This window comes from Yersinia enterocolitica, from assembly GCA_002082245.2.
Lineage (GTDB): Bacteria > Pseudomonadota > Gammaproteobacteria > Enterobacterales > Enterobacteriaceae > Yersinia > Yersinia enterocolitica_E.
Genome location: NBTC02000002.1, coordinates 4,818,906 through 4,835,141, shown reverse-complemented (window position 1 = coordinate 4,835,141; position 16,236 = coordinate 4,818,906). Strand labels below are relative to the sequence as shown.

The following is a 16,236-nucleotide window of genomic DNA, read 5'->3' as shown; positions in this document are numbered from 1 at the left end:
TTTGGTCGATGCACCGGCAATAAGTTGGTTGATCGAACTTTCAATGAAAATAATTGACGTAATCACCATCGCCAACAACTGCACTGCTTTTTTATTGGTAACAAACTGAGTTTTTCTGTTAAGGCGCGAACTAAACTTCGAACGCCCCCGGTCACGACAATTAAGCGCATGATCCCGCCAATCATCACCATAAAAATAACGGTACGAGTATTACCTGGAGAAGAGAATATATCAATAATTCCATTTAAAGTGCCACTGATCCCCTGAAGTAGATTGTGATCATTAATAACCGTAAATCCAACAACTATCCCCATTAATAACGACAATATTACCTGCCGAGTAAAAATCGCCAAACAAATAGTTACCAGTGGAGTTATAATTGTCCACACGCCATAATCATGCATATGACTACCCTATTAATTATTGTATAAAGGAAAGGGCTTGCTCTGTGTCTGCTATTAAATCATTAATATCTTCGATACCGATTGAAAGCCGTAGTGTTGTATCGTATATGCCTATATTTTCCCTCTCGTTTTGAGACATAGAACCATGCGACATTGAAGCAGAATGGTTAACCATACTTTCAACGCCCCCAGTGATTCGGCTAAAACAAAATAATTTAGCTTGGCAAAAAGGTTTTCACCGCTGTTATATCGCCTTTTAATCGGATACTGGACTACCGCCCCGCCAGAACGCATCTGTTTTTTACACAATTGATATTGAGGATGTGATTCCAGACCAGGGTAATGGACATCTAGTACCTTAGAATGTTGTGCTAAAAACTGCGCGATTTTAAAGCATTACTGCATTGACGTTCCATACGAACATCAAGTGTTTCATGCCGCGTAATGCCAAATAGGCATCAAACGGCGAAGCAATAGCCCCAACGGTGGTTTTACAAAAATCCAGTTGGTCAGCAATATTCTGCACATTGGTAATAACTGCACCACCAATTAAATCTGAATGCCCACCAATATATTTACTGGTAGAGAGCATAACAATATCAGCACCTAAAGTGAGCGGCCGTTGGTTCCAGGCACTGGCAAAGGTATTATCCACGCAGCTCATTATTCCCCTGCTTTTGGCAACCTGGCATACCACTTCAATATCAACTATTCCAACAGTGGGTTAGTGGGCGTTTCAATCCAGATTAAAGCTGTATTCTTCTGAATATGGCTATTTACTGACGCCAGATCGTTAGATCGACATAACTGAATGTGGTGCCTGAAGTGTGTTTACGCAGACGTTCAAACAACCGATAAGTACCGCCATAGACCCTTTCATTACTAATACATGGGAATCTTTAGGTAGCAACTCCAATATAAGTGCAGTTGCTGCCATACCGGAAGCGGTCGCTGTGGCATAGATACCACCTTCTAACTCAGCCAAGGCGGTTTCATACGCATATCTTGTCGGGTTACTGCAACGGGAATAACAAAACTCCCCTTCTTCGCCTAAATTGGGTTGAATGAAAGAACTGGCAGTAGTAATTGGTGGAAAAAATAGCATTATTGCCCCGGTCAACTTGATTCCGGCATGGATAACCAGAGTCGCGATCGATTTTGACTTATTCATTATTGTCCCTTTAAATTTTTACGATAACCCACCGATCATTATAATAATGACGTTAGGCACGCAGTTAAACCGTAATATTATTTACGTGTCATTATACTGATAATTTCTTTATCTGTTTGCCTCATCGGCGATAACACTAATTTACATAAATTGTTGATAGAACCTTCAACATTACAAGAAACAATGCCATCACGCTCCCTGCAACGCTATTTTGTTGCGCCATCAACACCGACTTAAATGCGCAGGCGGTGGCAGTAGACACTTTCATCGCACAACTATTTGATGCACCATCACAAATAATCCCACTGATATCACTGATCATATTACTGACCGCGTAGGAGATAGTCTGAAAATCTTGGGTCAATAACCAACTCATACCTGCCGCTGCGCCCATTGCTGCCGTTGAAGCCGCACACAATGCAGACAATCGGGTATAACGCATATGAATTGAAATTGCAGCCAAATGAGCCAATGCTAATGCCCTGGCCAGGGTTTCATCATCGGTATTTAGATGTCTGGCAAGTGTCACTACCGGCATTGTCACGGTAATCCTTGATTACCTGAGCCATAATTTGACATCGCGGGTAAGGGTGCGCCTCCATACGGCATCTGACGCCGCAGTGGTGTTGATCAACATTTGGCTCAGTAAGTCAGTGCTGATAAAGCCGTTTTTCCTGGCCTGCGACAGCGCCCCACTCACGTTCAAACCATAGCTCTTCCTTTGCCCCTCATCAGAAAGCGCAGTATTAATCTCAGCACTTTTCAACATAAACATAATATCTTTAGCACCAACATCGGTCACAAATTTAAATGCGTCGTTAAGTGAAAATTCGGGTAGTGCGCCCTTTTCATTGTCGGTGATTAAGTCTCGGGCTAATATTTGTTTTATATTATTAATATATACTTGCGTGACATTGGTATGGCCACCTTGAATCACAACCCGGCAGTGTTCATCAAGGCTATATAACGTAATATCAATAAAATAAAGTCCGCAGCATCTACTGCGTTTAAACACACTTTACCTGATTCATTGAACATATAAGCTTGGGTAATTTGTGCCGCAGTAATGTCTTTCAATACTTCTAAATCGGCATCCGCGTTACCGCCAATAGCCCCTATCGCCGCCGCAAGAGTCACTCCGCAATAAGTTGTTCCCGGGATAGTGACCCCATCGCATTTTTATACAGATTCTCCGATATCTCCCCCGTTATTTTTAATATCGGTGCGTTGAGATATTTGGCAGCCACCGCAGCAGCATACGCAATAGCAATAGGTTCAGTACAACCTAATGAAAGTTTTACTTCTTTTCTCAACCAATCGAGCAACTGTTGATGCGTAATTTTTTGCATTTGAAATAATTAATCAGTGATTTTATTTATTTTTATCTTATGGTTTTAATGGGAGAAATACTTTTCATATTTTCCTGTTGTTTTTAATAGCTGGAGAATATTATTCTCTTTAATGAAAAATTAAAATACAGATAAATTTAATTAAAAATACATGAAATACAACAAGTTAAATAATTTACTTACCATAAGTACCACACCCAATGAGATACTAGTCACAAAACAATAAAGAGAATATTTTCCCCCTTGGGCGAGATTCTTTCTCTGAATCCATAAACCGCCGATTAAAAAGGCGAGTTAGCTACTGCCAACTCGCCTAAAATAAAACCTAAGCTATCACGATATTCTCGCTTCAACCTGTCCTAGTTTGATAACCCGTGCTACTGAGGAGACTGCTGCATGGTCCAGTTGAGCACTTGGGTGGCTAACTGGTCACTGGCCAGGCCAAAGGCCTGAATCACCTCATTCATCTCGCTACCTGTTATCGGTTGGCGAATTTCAAACTGGCGGGTCGCAATAATCCTACGGTCCGAAATTCTTACCAGCCGGGCATCAAAGCGGATCAGCACTTCGCTGCTACCAACATGATATACCCCTTGGAACGCAGACAAATCACCACTCAACTCCACATCAGCCTGTAGGCTGTCATCATCGCTACTGACTGCGCGGATTCGTCCATCACTACGGAACGCCTGAATAAGACGATTGCGCACCAGAATCGGCGCTGAATCACTCCAACGAGAGTTTTTATAAACTGCAATCTCCTGGCCCTGAGGCTGCACCGCTATGCGTGAGCTATTAAGAAACTGGTTCGTCGCCGGTTGTGAAACCCGTAATGACCAGTTTACTGTCTGCGCGCGCGGCGCACTCACTGCTGGTGGCACCGGCAGAAGATAAACTTGTGATACGGGGGCCGAGGGTAAAATGGTACAGGCAGAGAGCAGTATCGCCCCGCCAGATATCATCAATAGCCACACACGGCGGCCTGCATAGCGCATTAGATTAAGAGAGAGCATTAAGGCGTAAACTCCTGTGTTCTTTCACGGCCGCGCAACAAGGCCGCTGGGTTTTCTTCCAAACGAGAAACGGCGGCACGTAATGTCGCTAATGTTCTGCGCAGCTCATCCACAGCCGGCCCCAGCTCATTCATCCCTTGCATCCCGTTATTGAGTGAGGTTTTATTTTCATTCACCAATTTATTGAGGATGGTACTGGTATTTTGCAACGATGCCATGGTCTTGGCGGCATCATTGACCAGTTGTTTCCCCTGCCCATCCATTAAGCCGTTAGCATTACGCAGCAGGCGATTAGTTTGGGCCAGTGTCTCATTAGCCTGTTTACTGGCCTGCGCCAACTGCTGTAACAGGGTACGAAGATCGCCACGTTGATCAGCCACGGTTTGAGTGACCAGCGCGAGATTATCCAGTGTCGTTATCAGGCGCTGCTGGTTATCCGGTGCCAGCAGCTGGTTCAAGCGCACCAACACTTCATTCGCATTGGTCATGAAATTCTCACCGTTAGCCAGTAACTGACTCATCGGCGAAGGGGTGGCAATAATGATAGGAACATCGCCATCTTTGCCTTCCAACAACGGGCTGTCCTGGCTGCCACTGCTGAATTGAATATTTGAAGTGCCGGTAATACCCGCAACTGTCAGGCGGGCTTGAGTATCCTCGCGTATCGGAGTAGATGCAGAGACGCGGATACGTGCCCAAACCTTATTAGGATTCTCTCGGTCCAACCGCAATTGTGTCACCTCACCGACTCGAATCCCGCTGTACTGAACGGTGCTGCCCTGTGACAGGCCACTCACCGGTTCATTGAAAACGATATCGTACAATCTGAACTGGCGGTCAGAACCGGAATTTGTCAGCCATAGGCAAAACAGCAGCGCGGCACTCACCACAATAAGAGTGAACAAACCAATAACAACATGATGAGCACGGGTTTCCATATTACCACCTCTCTCCACTGTTAATTGCCGCTGCCTGATAAGCAGCCCGGCCTCGTGGGCCATGAAAATACGCCTGAATCCAGGCATCATCAGTCGCCGCAACTTTATCCAGAGTATCAACCACCAGCACTTTTTTCTGCGAAAGCACCGCCACACGATCACACAACGTATACAGCGTATCCAGATCGTGAGTTACCAAAAATACCGTCAGATTGAGGGCATCCCGCAGGGTGCGGATCAAACTGTCGAACGCCGCCGCACCGATGGGATCAAGGCCCGCTGTCGGTTCATCAAGAAACAGAATATCTGGGTCCAGCGCCAAGGCACGGGCTAACGCAACACGTTTGACCATGCCACCCGACAGTGATGCCGGATACTTACTGCCAGTGCCCGGCGGTAACCCGGCCAGTGCCAGTTTAACCTGAGCCAGACGCTCAGCCTCAGCCCGGGTAACCCGGCGTTTTCTATTAATGGCAACGCCACGTTTTCGGTCACGGTTAGAGAGCTGAACAGTGCGCCTCGTTGAAATAATACGCCAAATCGGCGCTCGACCATGGAGCGGGATTGACCTGACAGTGTCATTAAATCTTCACCAAAAACATGAATTTGCCCGTCAGTCGGACGACGTAGCCCAACAATACTGCGTAACAGAACCGATTTACCGGTACCCGAGCCGCCAACCACGCCCAAAACCTCGCCGCGCTTAACATCAAGATTTAACCCTTGATGCACGCACTGTGCGCCAAAGCAGTTAACCAGAGAGCGAATTTGAATAATTGCATCTTGCGTCATTTGGCTCACCACCCCATTTCCATGAAAAATAGCGCTGCCACGGCATCAAGCAAAATCACCACAAAGATCGAATGCACCACACTGGTGGTGGTATGGACCCCGACAGATTCAGCGCTACCCGTCACTTTGAACCCCTCCAGACAGCCAATAATAGCAATCAGGAAAGCAAAAATAGGGGCTTTGCTTATACCCACCAGAAAATGCTGCAACCCATTACTGTTTTGCATAATCGACAAAAACATGGTTGGAGAGATATCCAGTGTTAAGGCGCACACCACCATGCCACCAAAAATACCACAAACCATACCAATAAAGGTCAGCATCGGCAGAGAAATCAATAGTGCCAAGACGCGCGGTAGCACCAGCAATTCGACCGGATTCAAGCCCAGCGTCTGGATAGCATCAATCTCTTCATTGGCTTTCATCAAGCCAATTTCAGCGGTAAAAGCACTGGCTGTCCGCCCTGCCATCAGGATAGCGGTAAGCAGTACCGCAAATTCACGTAAAAAAGAAAATACCACCAAATCGACGGTAAAAATGCCCGCGCCGAAGGTAGTGAGTACGGTGGCACCGAGAAAAGCGATAACTGCCCCCACCAAAAAGGTGAGCAACATAATGATCGGTACAGCATTGAGGCCAATCTGTTGAATATTGGCAATTAATGAGGTAATGCGCCAGCGTGAGGGCCGAAAGAGTGTTCCCAGCAAGGTTTCCAGCGTCAGGCCAATAAAGCCCAATAGTGACTTAATATCTTGCCATAAGTTATCTACCGAACGGCCGGTGTTAGCCAGCATCTCCAGCCAAAATCGTGCGGGTTTTTCTGACGGCTCAGGCGCTAAGTCAGGCAATACATGGCTTACCGTTTCAAGTAAGGTTCGCCGTTCTTCTGGCAATTTAGGCGCAAGTTCGCGTAAATTTGCCACACGATTCTCACCCAGAAGTAGAGCTAGCAACGTTGCACCGGCGGTATCTAACGCCCCGAGTTGGTTGAGGTCAAATACCACGCCACTGGGCATATTCGCGCGCAACTGCGCCACTTGGGGTTCCAAAAAGCGATAATGCGCCAGTACCCAATCCCCCCTGATATACACTATGGGAGGCTGAGCCGCGCTATCGAGATCAAGTTGTACGGAGGACGTTTGCTCAGTCATTGCTCAGACCTTACCTATTTCAAACCCTAATGTTTCAAACCCTAAATAGGTATATCACACAGTTAAGTAAGAGTAATGACTGTTTAATTAATGAAGTGTTAACCACCCGCTAATCAGTGAGGTGTGGCACTCTGTTTGCCCAATTGCCGTATTTTCTTCCCCGGCAGGGTAAACCACACCACCACCGCCAGCAGAATTAACAGTGCGCTGGCAGTACCTAATACCAAACTATGCGAGGCAGAAAAGGCAAGTTTGGCGCTGGTCAGTAGATGCTCATTCCCACCAAGGCTATTGACCACCTGAATAGTTTCACTGATAGAAGCACTGGCCTGCTCAACGAGATCAGCAGGTAAATCTGCTGGTAATTCAATAGACGCGGTATAGGCCCGCGATAACATCAAACCAAATATTGCCACCCCGAATCCCGCCCCCAGCTCATAAGCCATACCCTCAACCGCCCCTGCCGCACTGGCTTTTTCCGGGGGAGCCGCACTCATAATCGCCGCAGTAGAAGCTAATAACGAGGCTTCAATACTGAACCCCAGCACTATCATCCATCCCCATGCCAGATAAACTTGCGTGGCAAAATCGGTCCAGGCCAGGCCGAGAAAACTCAATGAGCTAAATGCAATACCCGCGCTTGCGACGGTACGTAACCCCAATTTAGCCACCAGCCAACCGGATATCGGCCCGCTAACACCACTGGCAATCATCAATGGCATTAGAAATATACCCGCTTCGAGTGGGCTTTTACCTAACACAAACTGCAATTCCTGTGTCAGCAGCAATTCAAAACCAACCAGCGTTATCATTGCCGTCATGGCCATTGCCATACCAACAGCGATCACCCGCTGGCTTATCAGGCGAAAATCGATCATTGGAGCTGTCGTTGATAACTGGTGACGAACAAAAGCAAACAGCATCGCGCCCCCGATACACGCGGTTAGGAAAGTTACCCTCATATCTCCCCCGCCGCGCAGCCCGGTTTTCGCCGCATAGACCAGCAATAGGATCGCAGTAATCAATACCAGTGCCGGAGCCAATCTCCATGACTGTTCCACCCGCACTGGCTGGCTCGGTATAACCAGCAGCGTGGCAATAACCACTGCAATAATAATAGGGATATTGATCAGGAAGACTGAACCCCAGTAGAAATATTCCATCAATAATCCACCAACCAGTGGCCCCATCGCGGCACCCGTCGTTCCGATGGCAACCCATATCCCCAGCGCCAATGCCCTTTCTCGTTCATCGGTAAAGATATGGCGCACCGCCGACAAGGTTGCCGGCAGGATCATCGCCGCACCTATCGCCAAGAAAGCGCGTGCCGCAATGAGCGCGGCAACCGATGGTGCAAAAGCCGCCGCCAGTGAAGCAAGCCCGAACAGTACCGACCCCAACAACGCCAACCGTTTGAAACCGATGCGATCCCCCAGCGCCCCCATTGGCAGCAGCAAACAGGCCATAACCAGTGAGTAAATATCAATAATCCACAGCAATTCACTGCCCGTGGCTGACAGTGCAATACCCAGCCGTGGGGCGGCCACATGTAATACAGTTGCATCAATAGAAACTGGGAGATACATCAGAATAATAACGTAGAAAATCATCCACTTTTTAGACATACAAAACGCTCAAATAAGGCATATATTAATGTTGAACACCTGTTCAATATGTCAATAATAGCGGAAAGTTGAACTAGCGTCCAATTCATCACATAATGGCTGAAACACTAATAAGTCAGATAAGGAGTCTCTTTGGCCTATTTGAACCGTGAGGAACGCCACGACACCCTTTTGCAGGCTGCGATGCGTGTCGCGATAAGTGAAGGGATGGCGGCAACCACTGTACGTCGTGTTGCCAGCGAAGCCGGCGTGGCTGTTGGGCAAGTTCATCACCATTTCACATCAGTCTCACGACTACGCGCAGATGCTTTTCTACTCTTAGTTAAACAGTCGTTATCTGCTTTTGCGCTAAACAGTCAAAACTTACCTGCCGTTGAACGGATACAGCAAGTGTTGGGCTATCCACAAGATGAAGCCGGCCGAAGAGAAACCCGGTTGTGGAATGAAATTTCAATGCTAGCCGAGCGCGATGAACTTATTAAGGAAGCCTATGCGGCGTCGATGTCAGACTGGCATGCGGCTACCGTGGCGGTGATCCATACCGGCATTACCTGCGATGAATTTCGCTCAGATATCAATGCCAGTGATGTTGCCTGGCGGCTGATCGGGCTGGTGTGCGGTCTGGATGGTCTAACCCAGTTTACCGAGTTAGGTTTTTCAGAAGCAGAAATCTTGCGCCATCTGGCCGCAATGATGAGAAGCGAGTTATTGAAAAACCATTAATAGATTCTCACCTTGGCCGGTACTTAACTCAGAGAGTTTTCCCTGATAGGACAGGCTATAATGATTATCTGATTCCTCAAATCCCCAACGTCATTGGCGTGGCAGCACAGCAACCAATCCCGATGAGCTGACAGAGGTTAGCAATTCAGGTGATAAACATGCCGGGAGCAGCTAACGTCAAGGAAGAAGGGACATATTATAAAGTACATAACATGACTAAACAGACTCCTGTCGCCGACAGTATTTATTACAACGGCACAATTTATACGGCAGATGCTGATAATACGGTTTGCAGTGCCATCGCCATCGGCCAGGGCTATATTCTGGCCACGGGCGGTGAGGAGATCAAACAGCAATTCGCTAGCGCGCATACTCAACTTATCGATCTGGCGGGTAAGTTTATGATGCCCGGCCTGATTGACAGCCATATGCACCCGTTTTGGGGCGGGAAACAACTGATTGGTTGTAACCTCAATTACGCTGCGCTAAGTGTTGAACAGACACTGGATATTATCCAGCAACACCTCGATAGCGATCCTTTTAACGGTGAAAATGACTGGCTGACCGTGCGCGCCTGGCAGCGTCAGGCGATGACACCCGTCGGCGCTGATATGAGCCGAAAGGCCTTGGATTCGCTCAATACCTGCCGTCCAATCGCATTGTTCTCCAATGACTGCCACACGCTGGCGGCCAACAGCCGCGCGCTGGAATTGCTGGGTATTGATGAACACACCCCAGTACCGCCAGATGGCAAAATTGCCAGCGATACCCACGGTAAATTGACCGGTATTTTGGAAGATGCGCCCGCCATGCGCGCCTTTGACAGTATCCCCTCCGCCACAGCGGAAAAGAATGTGCAAATTGCGGCCCATGTGCAGCAAGTACTTAATGCGCAAGGTGTCACTACCGTGATGGATACTCGTGTTTTTGCCGAACAGTTACTGGCTTTCCGTCGCTTGCATGAACGTGACGCATTAACCTTACGGGTACTGGGTGCTAAAGAAGTGACCCCTGATAGCCTGCAAGGCCCACAGGACGCCGCTCGCGTGGTACAAGAGGTGCTAGAGTTCGCCCACCAATGGGGAAGCCACGCATGGACACCCGCACCGAGTTTCGCCGTCGATCACCTGAAATTGTTTATCGACGGGGTATTGCAACCCCCAACCATGACCGCTGCATTACTGGAGCCGTATCGTGCCAACCAGGGTTCAGCACAACAACCTGACTGGCAAGATACCGAGCGCTATGGCGACCTCTATTTTAGCGCGCCAGTAGTCAATGCCGTGATTCTGGAGTGCGCCCGCGCAGGTCTTCATCCACACACTCATACCGTGGGTGATGGGGCCATCGAGATGGTGCTGGATGCAGTGGAACAGATGCGCGCCGCCTTGCCGGGCAAAGATATCCGCCCAGGATTAGCACATAACGAGCTGGTTGCCCCCCATCAATATGATCGTTTTGCCAAACTGGGAGCAACAGCAGTGCTTTCCTTCCAGTGGGCCGGCTTACCGGGGGTACTAATTGATGAAGAGCGTGAGATGTTGGGCGAGGCCCGTTTCCTGCATATGGAGCCAGCAGCACGCTTCCTTGATGCTGGCGCACGTATTGCGTATGGCAGTGACTGGCCCATTGACAGGCTAGATGAATGGTACAACCTGCAAGTGGGTATGACCCGTCGTGCATGGGATCTCGACGGTCATCCGGCTGGCCCACGGCTGGATAATGATCGTGACCTGACGCTGATTGAAACATTACGTTCTGCCACTATTGATGCCGCTTATATGATTGCCAAAGAGCAATATATCGGCTCACTGGAAGCAGGGAAGTTCGCCGATATTATCATTCTGAAAAATAACCTGTTTGAGCAGTCGCCAAACGCTATTTACCAGACACAGGTGGACTCTACGCTGATCGGCGGTAATGTGGTTTATCAAGCCTAGTGAATGCCCCGCATCATTGATTCACGTCGGTGATGCGGGGGGCAAATCTGTCAGGAGCAGAGTTGAGCACGACAACATAGGCTAAGAAGGAAGTCATTGGCGTTACAGCGACCCTTATGTCAAAATCCGCTCCTTTATGTTCTATAGCTGCATAAAAATGCAGCGTAACGGTGCTTTTTCTCACCAGGAGATGATACGGTAATGCCACAAAACATTCAGTTGCGCAGAGTGCTTAAAACCCCCGCGCTGGTCGCTTTCGGGCTTGCCTATATGGTGCCTTTAGGCGTATTCACTACCTATGGACAGGTGACCGTATTAAGTCAGGGGCATTTGCCCGTTGCCTATCTGGTGACTGTTGCCACCATTCTGTTTACCGCCCTCAGTTATTGCCGGATGACCAGCGCCATGCCGCTGTCTGGCTCCGCCTATTCCTATGTTCAGCGTAGTTTTGGCGGGAAAACCGGTTTTCTGGTGGGTTGGGCGCAAATTTTGGATTATCTGTTCCTGCCAATCCTTAATTATTTAGTTTTAGGCATTTTCTTGCATGAGGCATTTCCGGCTATTCCCGCTCCGGTATTTATTATTGCGTCTATCATCAGTGTCAGTCTGCTTAATATTCTGGGCGTGCGTTTACTCACCTCAGTTAATTTCTCGCTGATCGCAGCACAGATGGTCTTTATCATATTATTTATTGCGCTCTCTTTCAGTCAGGCCGATTTAAGCCCGGAAGCGTTAATGAAGCCGCTGCTGGTGAATGCCGGTGACCTATCCGGGTTACTCTCTGGTGCGGCAGTGCTCTGTTTGGCCTTCCTCGGTTTTGATGCCATCGCGACCATGGCCGAAGAGGCGCACGACGCCAAACGCACTCTGCCACGGGCCATTCTCTTTACGGTGATCAGCGCCGGTGCTATTTTTATCGCCGTTTCCTATGCTGCCCATTTGGCCTATCCCGATTGGAAATTGTTGATTCCACATCAGGATACCGCCAGCCTGATTATCTCCGAGCATGTCGGTGGTAAGTGGATGTATAACTTCTTTATGGCCACCTATTTGACCGGCGTTTATGCCTCCGCAATGACCGCGCAGACCAGTGTGTCGCGTATTTTCTATGCCATGGGGCGTGAAGGCGTACTACCACGCAAAGTGTTCTTCCATCTGCATCGCAAATTCCACACACCGTGGCGGGCCATTTTATTCGTTGCCACCATCTCGCTGCTGGCCCTGTTCCTTGACCTGAACTTAGTGGTATCGATGATAAGCTTTGGTGCCCTCGGTGCCTTCACCTTTGTTAATTTGAGTGTGATAAAGCATTTTATTATCAATGAGAAACGCCGCGGTACTGCGGCTATGTTTAAGTACGGGCTATTACCCATGATGGGATTCGTCATGTCGGTGTGGCTGTGGGTTCACCTTGAGCAACGGGCGCTTGAAGTCGGCTTATTGTGGCTATTGGCAGGCTTTATCTACTTGCTGTGGCTGACTCGCGGCTGGCGTAAATCGCCGCCATCCGTTAATCCAGATGATATTTCACACCTGTTGTAAGAAGCACCAACCACTAATAGAAAAGGGCCACATCGTAACATGTGGCCCTTTTACTACTTGCCATAACGACGCTAACCGTCGGCAACGCCTTTCACTCACCATTTACTGTATTGAACGTGCCCTGCCTACTGCCTCACCTAGCTGCCATACCGCCATCGCGTAATGGGTGCTGTGGTTGTAGCGGGTAATCGTGTAGAAATTGGGTAACCCGTACCAATACTGATAACCGGTGCCGACATCCAGACGCAGTAAGCTGGCCTCTTGATAACCCTCTAGCGAACCAGACGGGCTTAGCCCTGCGGCAGATAACATCGAGATAGGGTATTTCGTCTTAAAGCCATTATCAAGGTACGGCGCTTGCCCATTAGCGGGCACCGCGACCATCGCACCTTTGGTCCAGCCATGGGATTTGAAGTAGTTAGCGACACTGCCGATGGCATCTTCCGGATCCCATAAATTGATGTGGCCGTTACCATTAAAATCAACAGCATAGCTTTTGAATGATGATGGCATAAATTGGCCGTACCCCATCGCGCCCGCATAAGACCCCCGCAAGCTGAGCGGATCATTACCCTCCGCACGAGCCATCAACAGGAAGGTTTCCAGCTCGCCAGAAAAGTACTCAGCACGGCGTGGATAAGCAAAGGAGAGTGTTGCCAGGGCATCAATGATGCGCGTTTTACCCATCACCCGGCCCCAGCGAGTCTCAACCCCAATGATTCCGACGATAATCTCTGGTGGCACGCCGTAAACCTCATAGGCGCGTTGCAACGCCTCTTGATGTTGGTTCCAGAAGTTAACACCGTTTTGCACATTATCCGGGGTAATAAACTGTTTGCGATAGCGGTTCCACGCACCATTAGGGCCGGAAGGACGGCCTGCCGATGGCGCTTGTTTATCCATCAAGCGGATAACAAAATCCAGTTTTTTAGTTTGGGCTAATACATCATGCAGTTGTTGAGGCTCAAAACCGTGTTCACGCACCATTTTGTCAACAAATCGGGCTGTGTCGGCGTTATAAGCAAAATCACCGTTTTGCAAATGCCCCACATGTTGCGGCTCAAGCAAGAAACCGCTCTGTATCAGGCCCGCCGATGGCTCGGCAGCAACAGGAGGTGTCGGTTTGCTACTACAGGCAGAGAGCAACGTAAGTAAGGGAACAATAATAGCCAAGTAGCGCATCGAATACCCATAAACCATACAAAAAAGTGATAGCTATGTTAAGTCATTGTCTGCCACGAACAAACAGGAAAATTCGAACAATAAAGGAGGTACGATGCATTTATAAATCAGAACCCACGGCCACAACTGGCGATTAAGGAAAGATGACTGGAGCCGCTCAGATTTACCACCAGGCAGAAGATCGAAGTGATCACAGAACTGGGTCAGTTGATCATACAACAGGTACTATGGCTAAGCGTGATTGTAAGTCAGAACAGGCAGCAACTGAAGAAAAAGAACATAAGCCAATGATTATACAGTGTATTATTCACCTAGTGGCGGTAAAAAGCACCCTCAGCCTAAACTTATCCTGAGCGGTAAGTGGCTGGAAGCATTGGGATTTACTACCGGCTAGCACGTTACTGTTACCCCCGAACACGGCCAGTTGATTATCCGCACCGCGCCCGCCACGGAGGGGAATGTATGAACATCACTTTTACCCCTGAGCCGATCCCTGAACTGACGATCGAAAGCGTGACGTTGGCCAAACTCGGTTTTACCGCTGCAACTGACGCTCCAACATCACCAGCTCTGGATCACTGTCGTCACCGACGCCACCACCTGGGACGCGCTGTGCGAAGCCAGCCAAGACCGGCAAGATTTGGGGGCGGATTGGGTGCGGGAGAACGGCGAGGTGATTATCGGCAGGGATTGGATCACCGATTCTGGGATCACTGACGCGGAACAACTGGAGGTGACCGCCGCGCCCGGTGTTATTCGGTTGTGGCGGCGGGAAGTGTGGGGATTTAGGGCTTAGAAGTAGTAACCCCCAGCCAAGGCTGGGGTTGCTACTTTTAGTTGTAGTAGCTTAGACCTGATCTAACAGTCACCACCATTTAGGATAATCATTAAACGCTGCATATATTGCAGATTTCGCATCGTCCGTTAACTTTTCTCTGCCTTTTGATACTGTGGTATATCCATGCAGTTCTTCTTTAGCACATGACCATTCAAGCCATCCTAAAACTGGATTTACAATCAACTCAAAACATCCATTCATATCTTTAAGATGGGCTATATCATCATTCCGTATATTGTCGATAAATTCATCAAAGCATTGGCATTCAAGCCATACCTGGGAACTGACATTCAAACTATAACTAAATTTATCTACTTGAATCGCCAGATTAAACTTCAATGATGGAATATGTTCATCAAGTTCTATTACGTCCAATGTGATATTGATCGGACTTGTAATTTCTATATCCATTTAATTTGCCCCTAGATAACGAGCATGAATGACTGTTGGCAACTCACCAGCAGCACGTGGAGGTTTGATTTCCAGTTGCCAACCATCGACTGTTATACGCCCATATGACATACCGTTCTTTGTCGCGGTATCTAACGCAGCTTGAAAACTTCTGAGTTCTGTCTGGCTGGCAAGTCTGACCGCCTCTGGCGTATTAGTTACGGCTTTAGATGCCGCATATTCTGCCATGTGTTCTGTAGCATTGCCATGTACCCACACTTTTTGACCGTTAGGTAGTGTCATTTCAAAAGATTTCGGTATAACAGAACCAGGGTAAACAGGCTGGGTCCCTTTTATAGAATCAAATACAGTACCAGTTTTGCCTATATCAGCAGCAATAGACTCGGCCTTACCAGCAACACCATCAGGTAGTTTCTTGCCTGGTAGAAGAATACCTGCCAGCATTCCACCTGTGGCTTCCAGAGCAAGCTGGTTACCTTGAGCCGCTTCTTTCACCTGTCCTGCAACCGCTGACCAGGTTTCACTCTTCATCAGGGCTTTCAGCGTATCTGCCGCTGCCTGATTTTTACCCGCCAGATCGTTCAATGCCTGAGTGCAGTAACTGTCTCCCATGGCGCATGAGGTGAGCGCCATCGCCGCATCAGCACCGTAATCCGCTCCACCTAATAACGCATCACCGCTATCTGCCGCCGCACCGATAATGCTGTTAACAATAGCAGACAATGTCCCTTCACCAAGTTTATCCCTGACCTGATCTTTCAGGTTGGCCGTCACCTGTTTAACTGTTTCACGCGCCGCATCACCACTCAGCGAGTTATTCTCCACCGCGTTCTTCCCAGCCTGCGCGCCGATGAGAAGGCCGGTGCTGCTATCAGTACTTAAGCCACCCAGGATACCGGCAGTTAAGGTACTAATCGCACTAATAATTCTCTTATCAGGTTCGGACAAATCAGCGATTTTCTTGCCTGGATGCACCTCATCCATATAGATGTTGGCTGCCCACACTACCAGTGGCGGAAATTATACAGACACTGCGCAAAACCTGTAAGTTACCGAACCGTAAGCAGCAGTCCACTGATTTTATTGAGATGATGCTGGCTAAGAAACCGCCTGGCAGGAAGTGGACTTGATGAGTTGACTGGCAGGTAAAAAAATCC

The 16,236-nt window shown here is 48.5% G+C and carries 9 protein-coding genes and 7 pseudogenes; 5 read left to right on the top strand and 11 right to left on the bottom strand.

Annotated elements, in window-relative coordinates; translation table 11 throughout:
- The 8 genes and pseudogenes from A6J66_023590 to A6J66_023555 all read right to left on the bottom strand — a co-directional run bounded on the left by A6J66_023590 (nt 1) and on the right by A6J66_023555 (nt 8,443).
- Nucleotides 1-404 (bottom strand): annotated as a pseudogene (locus tag A6J66_023590) (sodium:proton antiporter).
- Between the two features lie 16 nt (nt 405-420).
- Nucleotides 421-1,575: pseudogene (locus tag A6J66_023585) on the bottom strand (cystathionine beta-lyase).
- 77 nt (nt 1,576-1,652) lie between these two features.
- Nucleotides 1,653-2,924 (bottom strand): annotated as a pseudogene (locus tag A6J66_023580) (serine dehydratase subunit alpha family protein).
- A gap of 377 nt (nt 2,925-3,301) precedes the next feature.
- A complete protein-coding gene (locus A6J66_023575) occupies nt 3,302-3,937 on the bottom strand; it encodes an ABC transporter (protein ID PNM26858.1) in 636 nt (211 codons plus the stop codon).
- Complete coding sequence (locus A6J66_023570; protein PNM26857.1) at nt 3,937-4,875, bottom strand: MCE family protein; 939 nt, start codon at nt 4,873-4,875, stop codon at nt 3,937-3,939. The genes A6J66_023575 and A6J66_023570 overlap by 1 nt, the downstream gene beginning before the upstream one ends.
- Nucleotide 4,876: 1 nt before the next feature.
- A pseudogene (locus A6J66_023565) lies at nt 4,877-5,676 on the bottom strand (ABC transporter ATP-binding protein).
- Nucleotides 5,673-6,818 (bottom strand): ABC transporter permease, encoded by a 1,146-nt coding sequence (locus A6J66_023560; GenBank protein PNM26856.1) that lies wholly within the window; start codon nt 6,816-6,818, stop codon nt 5,673-5,675. Before A6J66_023560 ends, A6J66_023565 begins: the two are co-directional and overlap by 4 nt.
- 113 nt (nt 6,819-6,931) lie before the next feature.
- The gene (locus A6J66_023555) at nt 6,932-8,443 is read right to left on the bottom strand and encodes a methyl viologen resistance protein SmvA (protein ID PNM26855.1); all 1,512 of its coding nucleotides are present in this window, start codon (nt 8,441-8,443) and stop codon (nt 6,932-6,934) included.
- A 132-nt stretch (nt 8,444-8,575) separates the two neighbouring features.
- Here A6J66_023555 and A6J66_023550 point away from each other — a divergent pair, with 132 nt between their 5' ends.
- The 3 genes from A6J66_023550 to A6J66_023540 all read left to right on the top strand — a co-directional run bounded on the left by A6J66_023550 (nt 8,576) and on the right by A6J66_023540 (nt 12,648).
- Nucleotides 8,576-9,166: a TetR family transcriptional regulator gene (locus A6J66_023550; GenBank protein PNM26854.1), complete on the top strand. Its 591-nt coding sequence runs from the start codon at nt 8,576-8,578 to the stop codon at nt 9,164-9,166.
- A gap of 212 nt (nt 9,167-9,378) precedes the next feature.
- Complete coding sequence (locus A6J66_023545) at nt 9,379-11,106, top strand: amidohydrolase (protein ID PNM27144.1); 1,728 nt, start codon at nt 9,379-9,381, stop codon at nt 11,104-11,106.
- Between the two features lie 201 nt (nt 11,107-11,307).
- The gene (locus tag A6J66_023540) at nt 11,308-12,648 is read left to right on the top strand and encodes an APC family permease (GenBank protein ID PNM26853.1); all 1,341 of its coding nucleotides are present in this window, start codon (nt 11,308-11,310) and stop codon (nt 12,646-12,648) included.
- Between the two features lie 102 nt (nt 12,649-12,750).
- On the opposite strand, the gene A6J66_023535 is transcribed toward A6J66_023540, so the two are convergent.
- The gene (locus A6J66_023535; protein PNM26852.1) at nt 12,751-13,848 is read right to left on the bottom strand and encodes a murein transglycosylase B; all 1,098 of its coding nucleotides are present in this window, start codon (nt 13,846-13,848) and stop codon (nt 12,751-12,753) included.
- Between the two features lie 209 nt (nt 13,849-14,057).
- On the opposite strand from A6J66_023535, the pseudogene A6J66_023530 reads away from it, so the two are divergent.
- Nucleotides 14,058-14,296: pseudogene (locus A6J66_023530) on the top strand (hypothetical protein).
- Nucleotides 14,293-14,626: pseudogene (locus tag A6J66_023525) on the top strand (hypothetical protein). Before A6J66_023530 ends, A6J66_023525 begins: the two co-directional pseudogenes overlap by 4 nt.
- 69 nt (nt 14,627-14,695) lie before the next feature.
- On the opposite strand, the gene A6J66_023520 reads toward A6J66_023525, so the two are convergent.
- Entirely contained in the window at nt 14,696-15,079 is a 384-nt protein-coding gene (locus A6J66_023520; GenBank protein ID PNM26851.1) for a hypothetical protein, read from the bottom strand.
- 405 nt (nt 15,080-15,484) lie between these two features.
- A pseudogene (locus A6J66_023515) lies at nt 15,485-16,027 on the bottom strand (adhesin).
- Nucleotides 16,028-16,236: the final 209 nt, after the last annotated feature.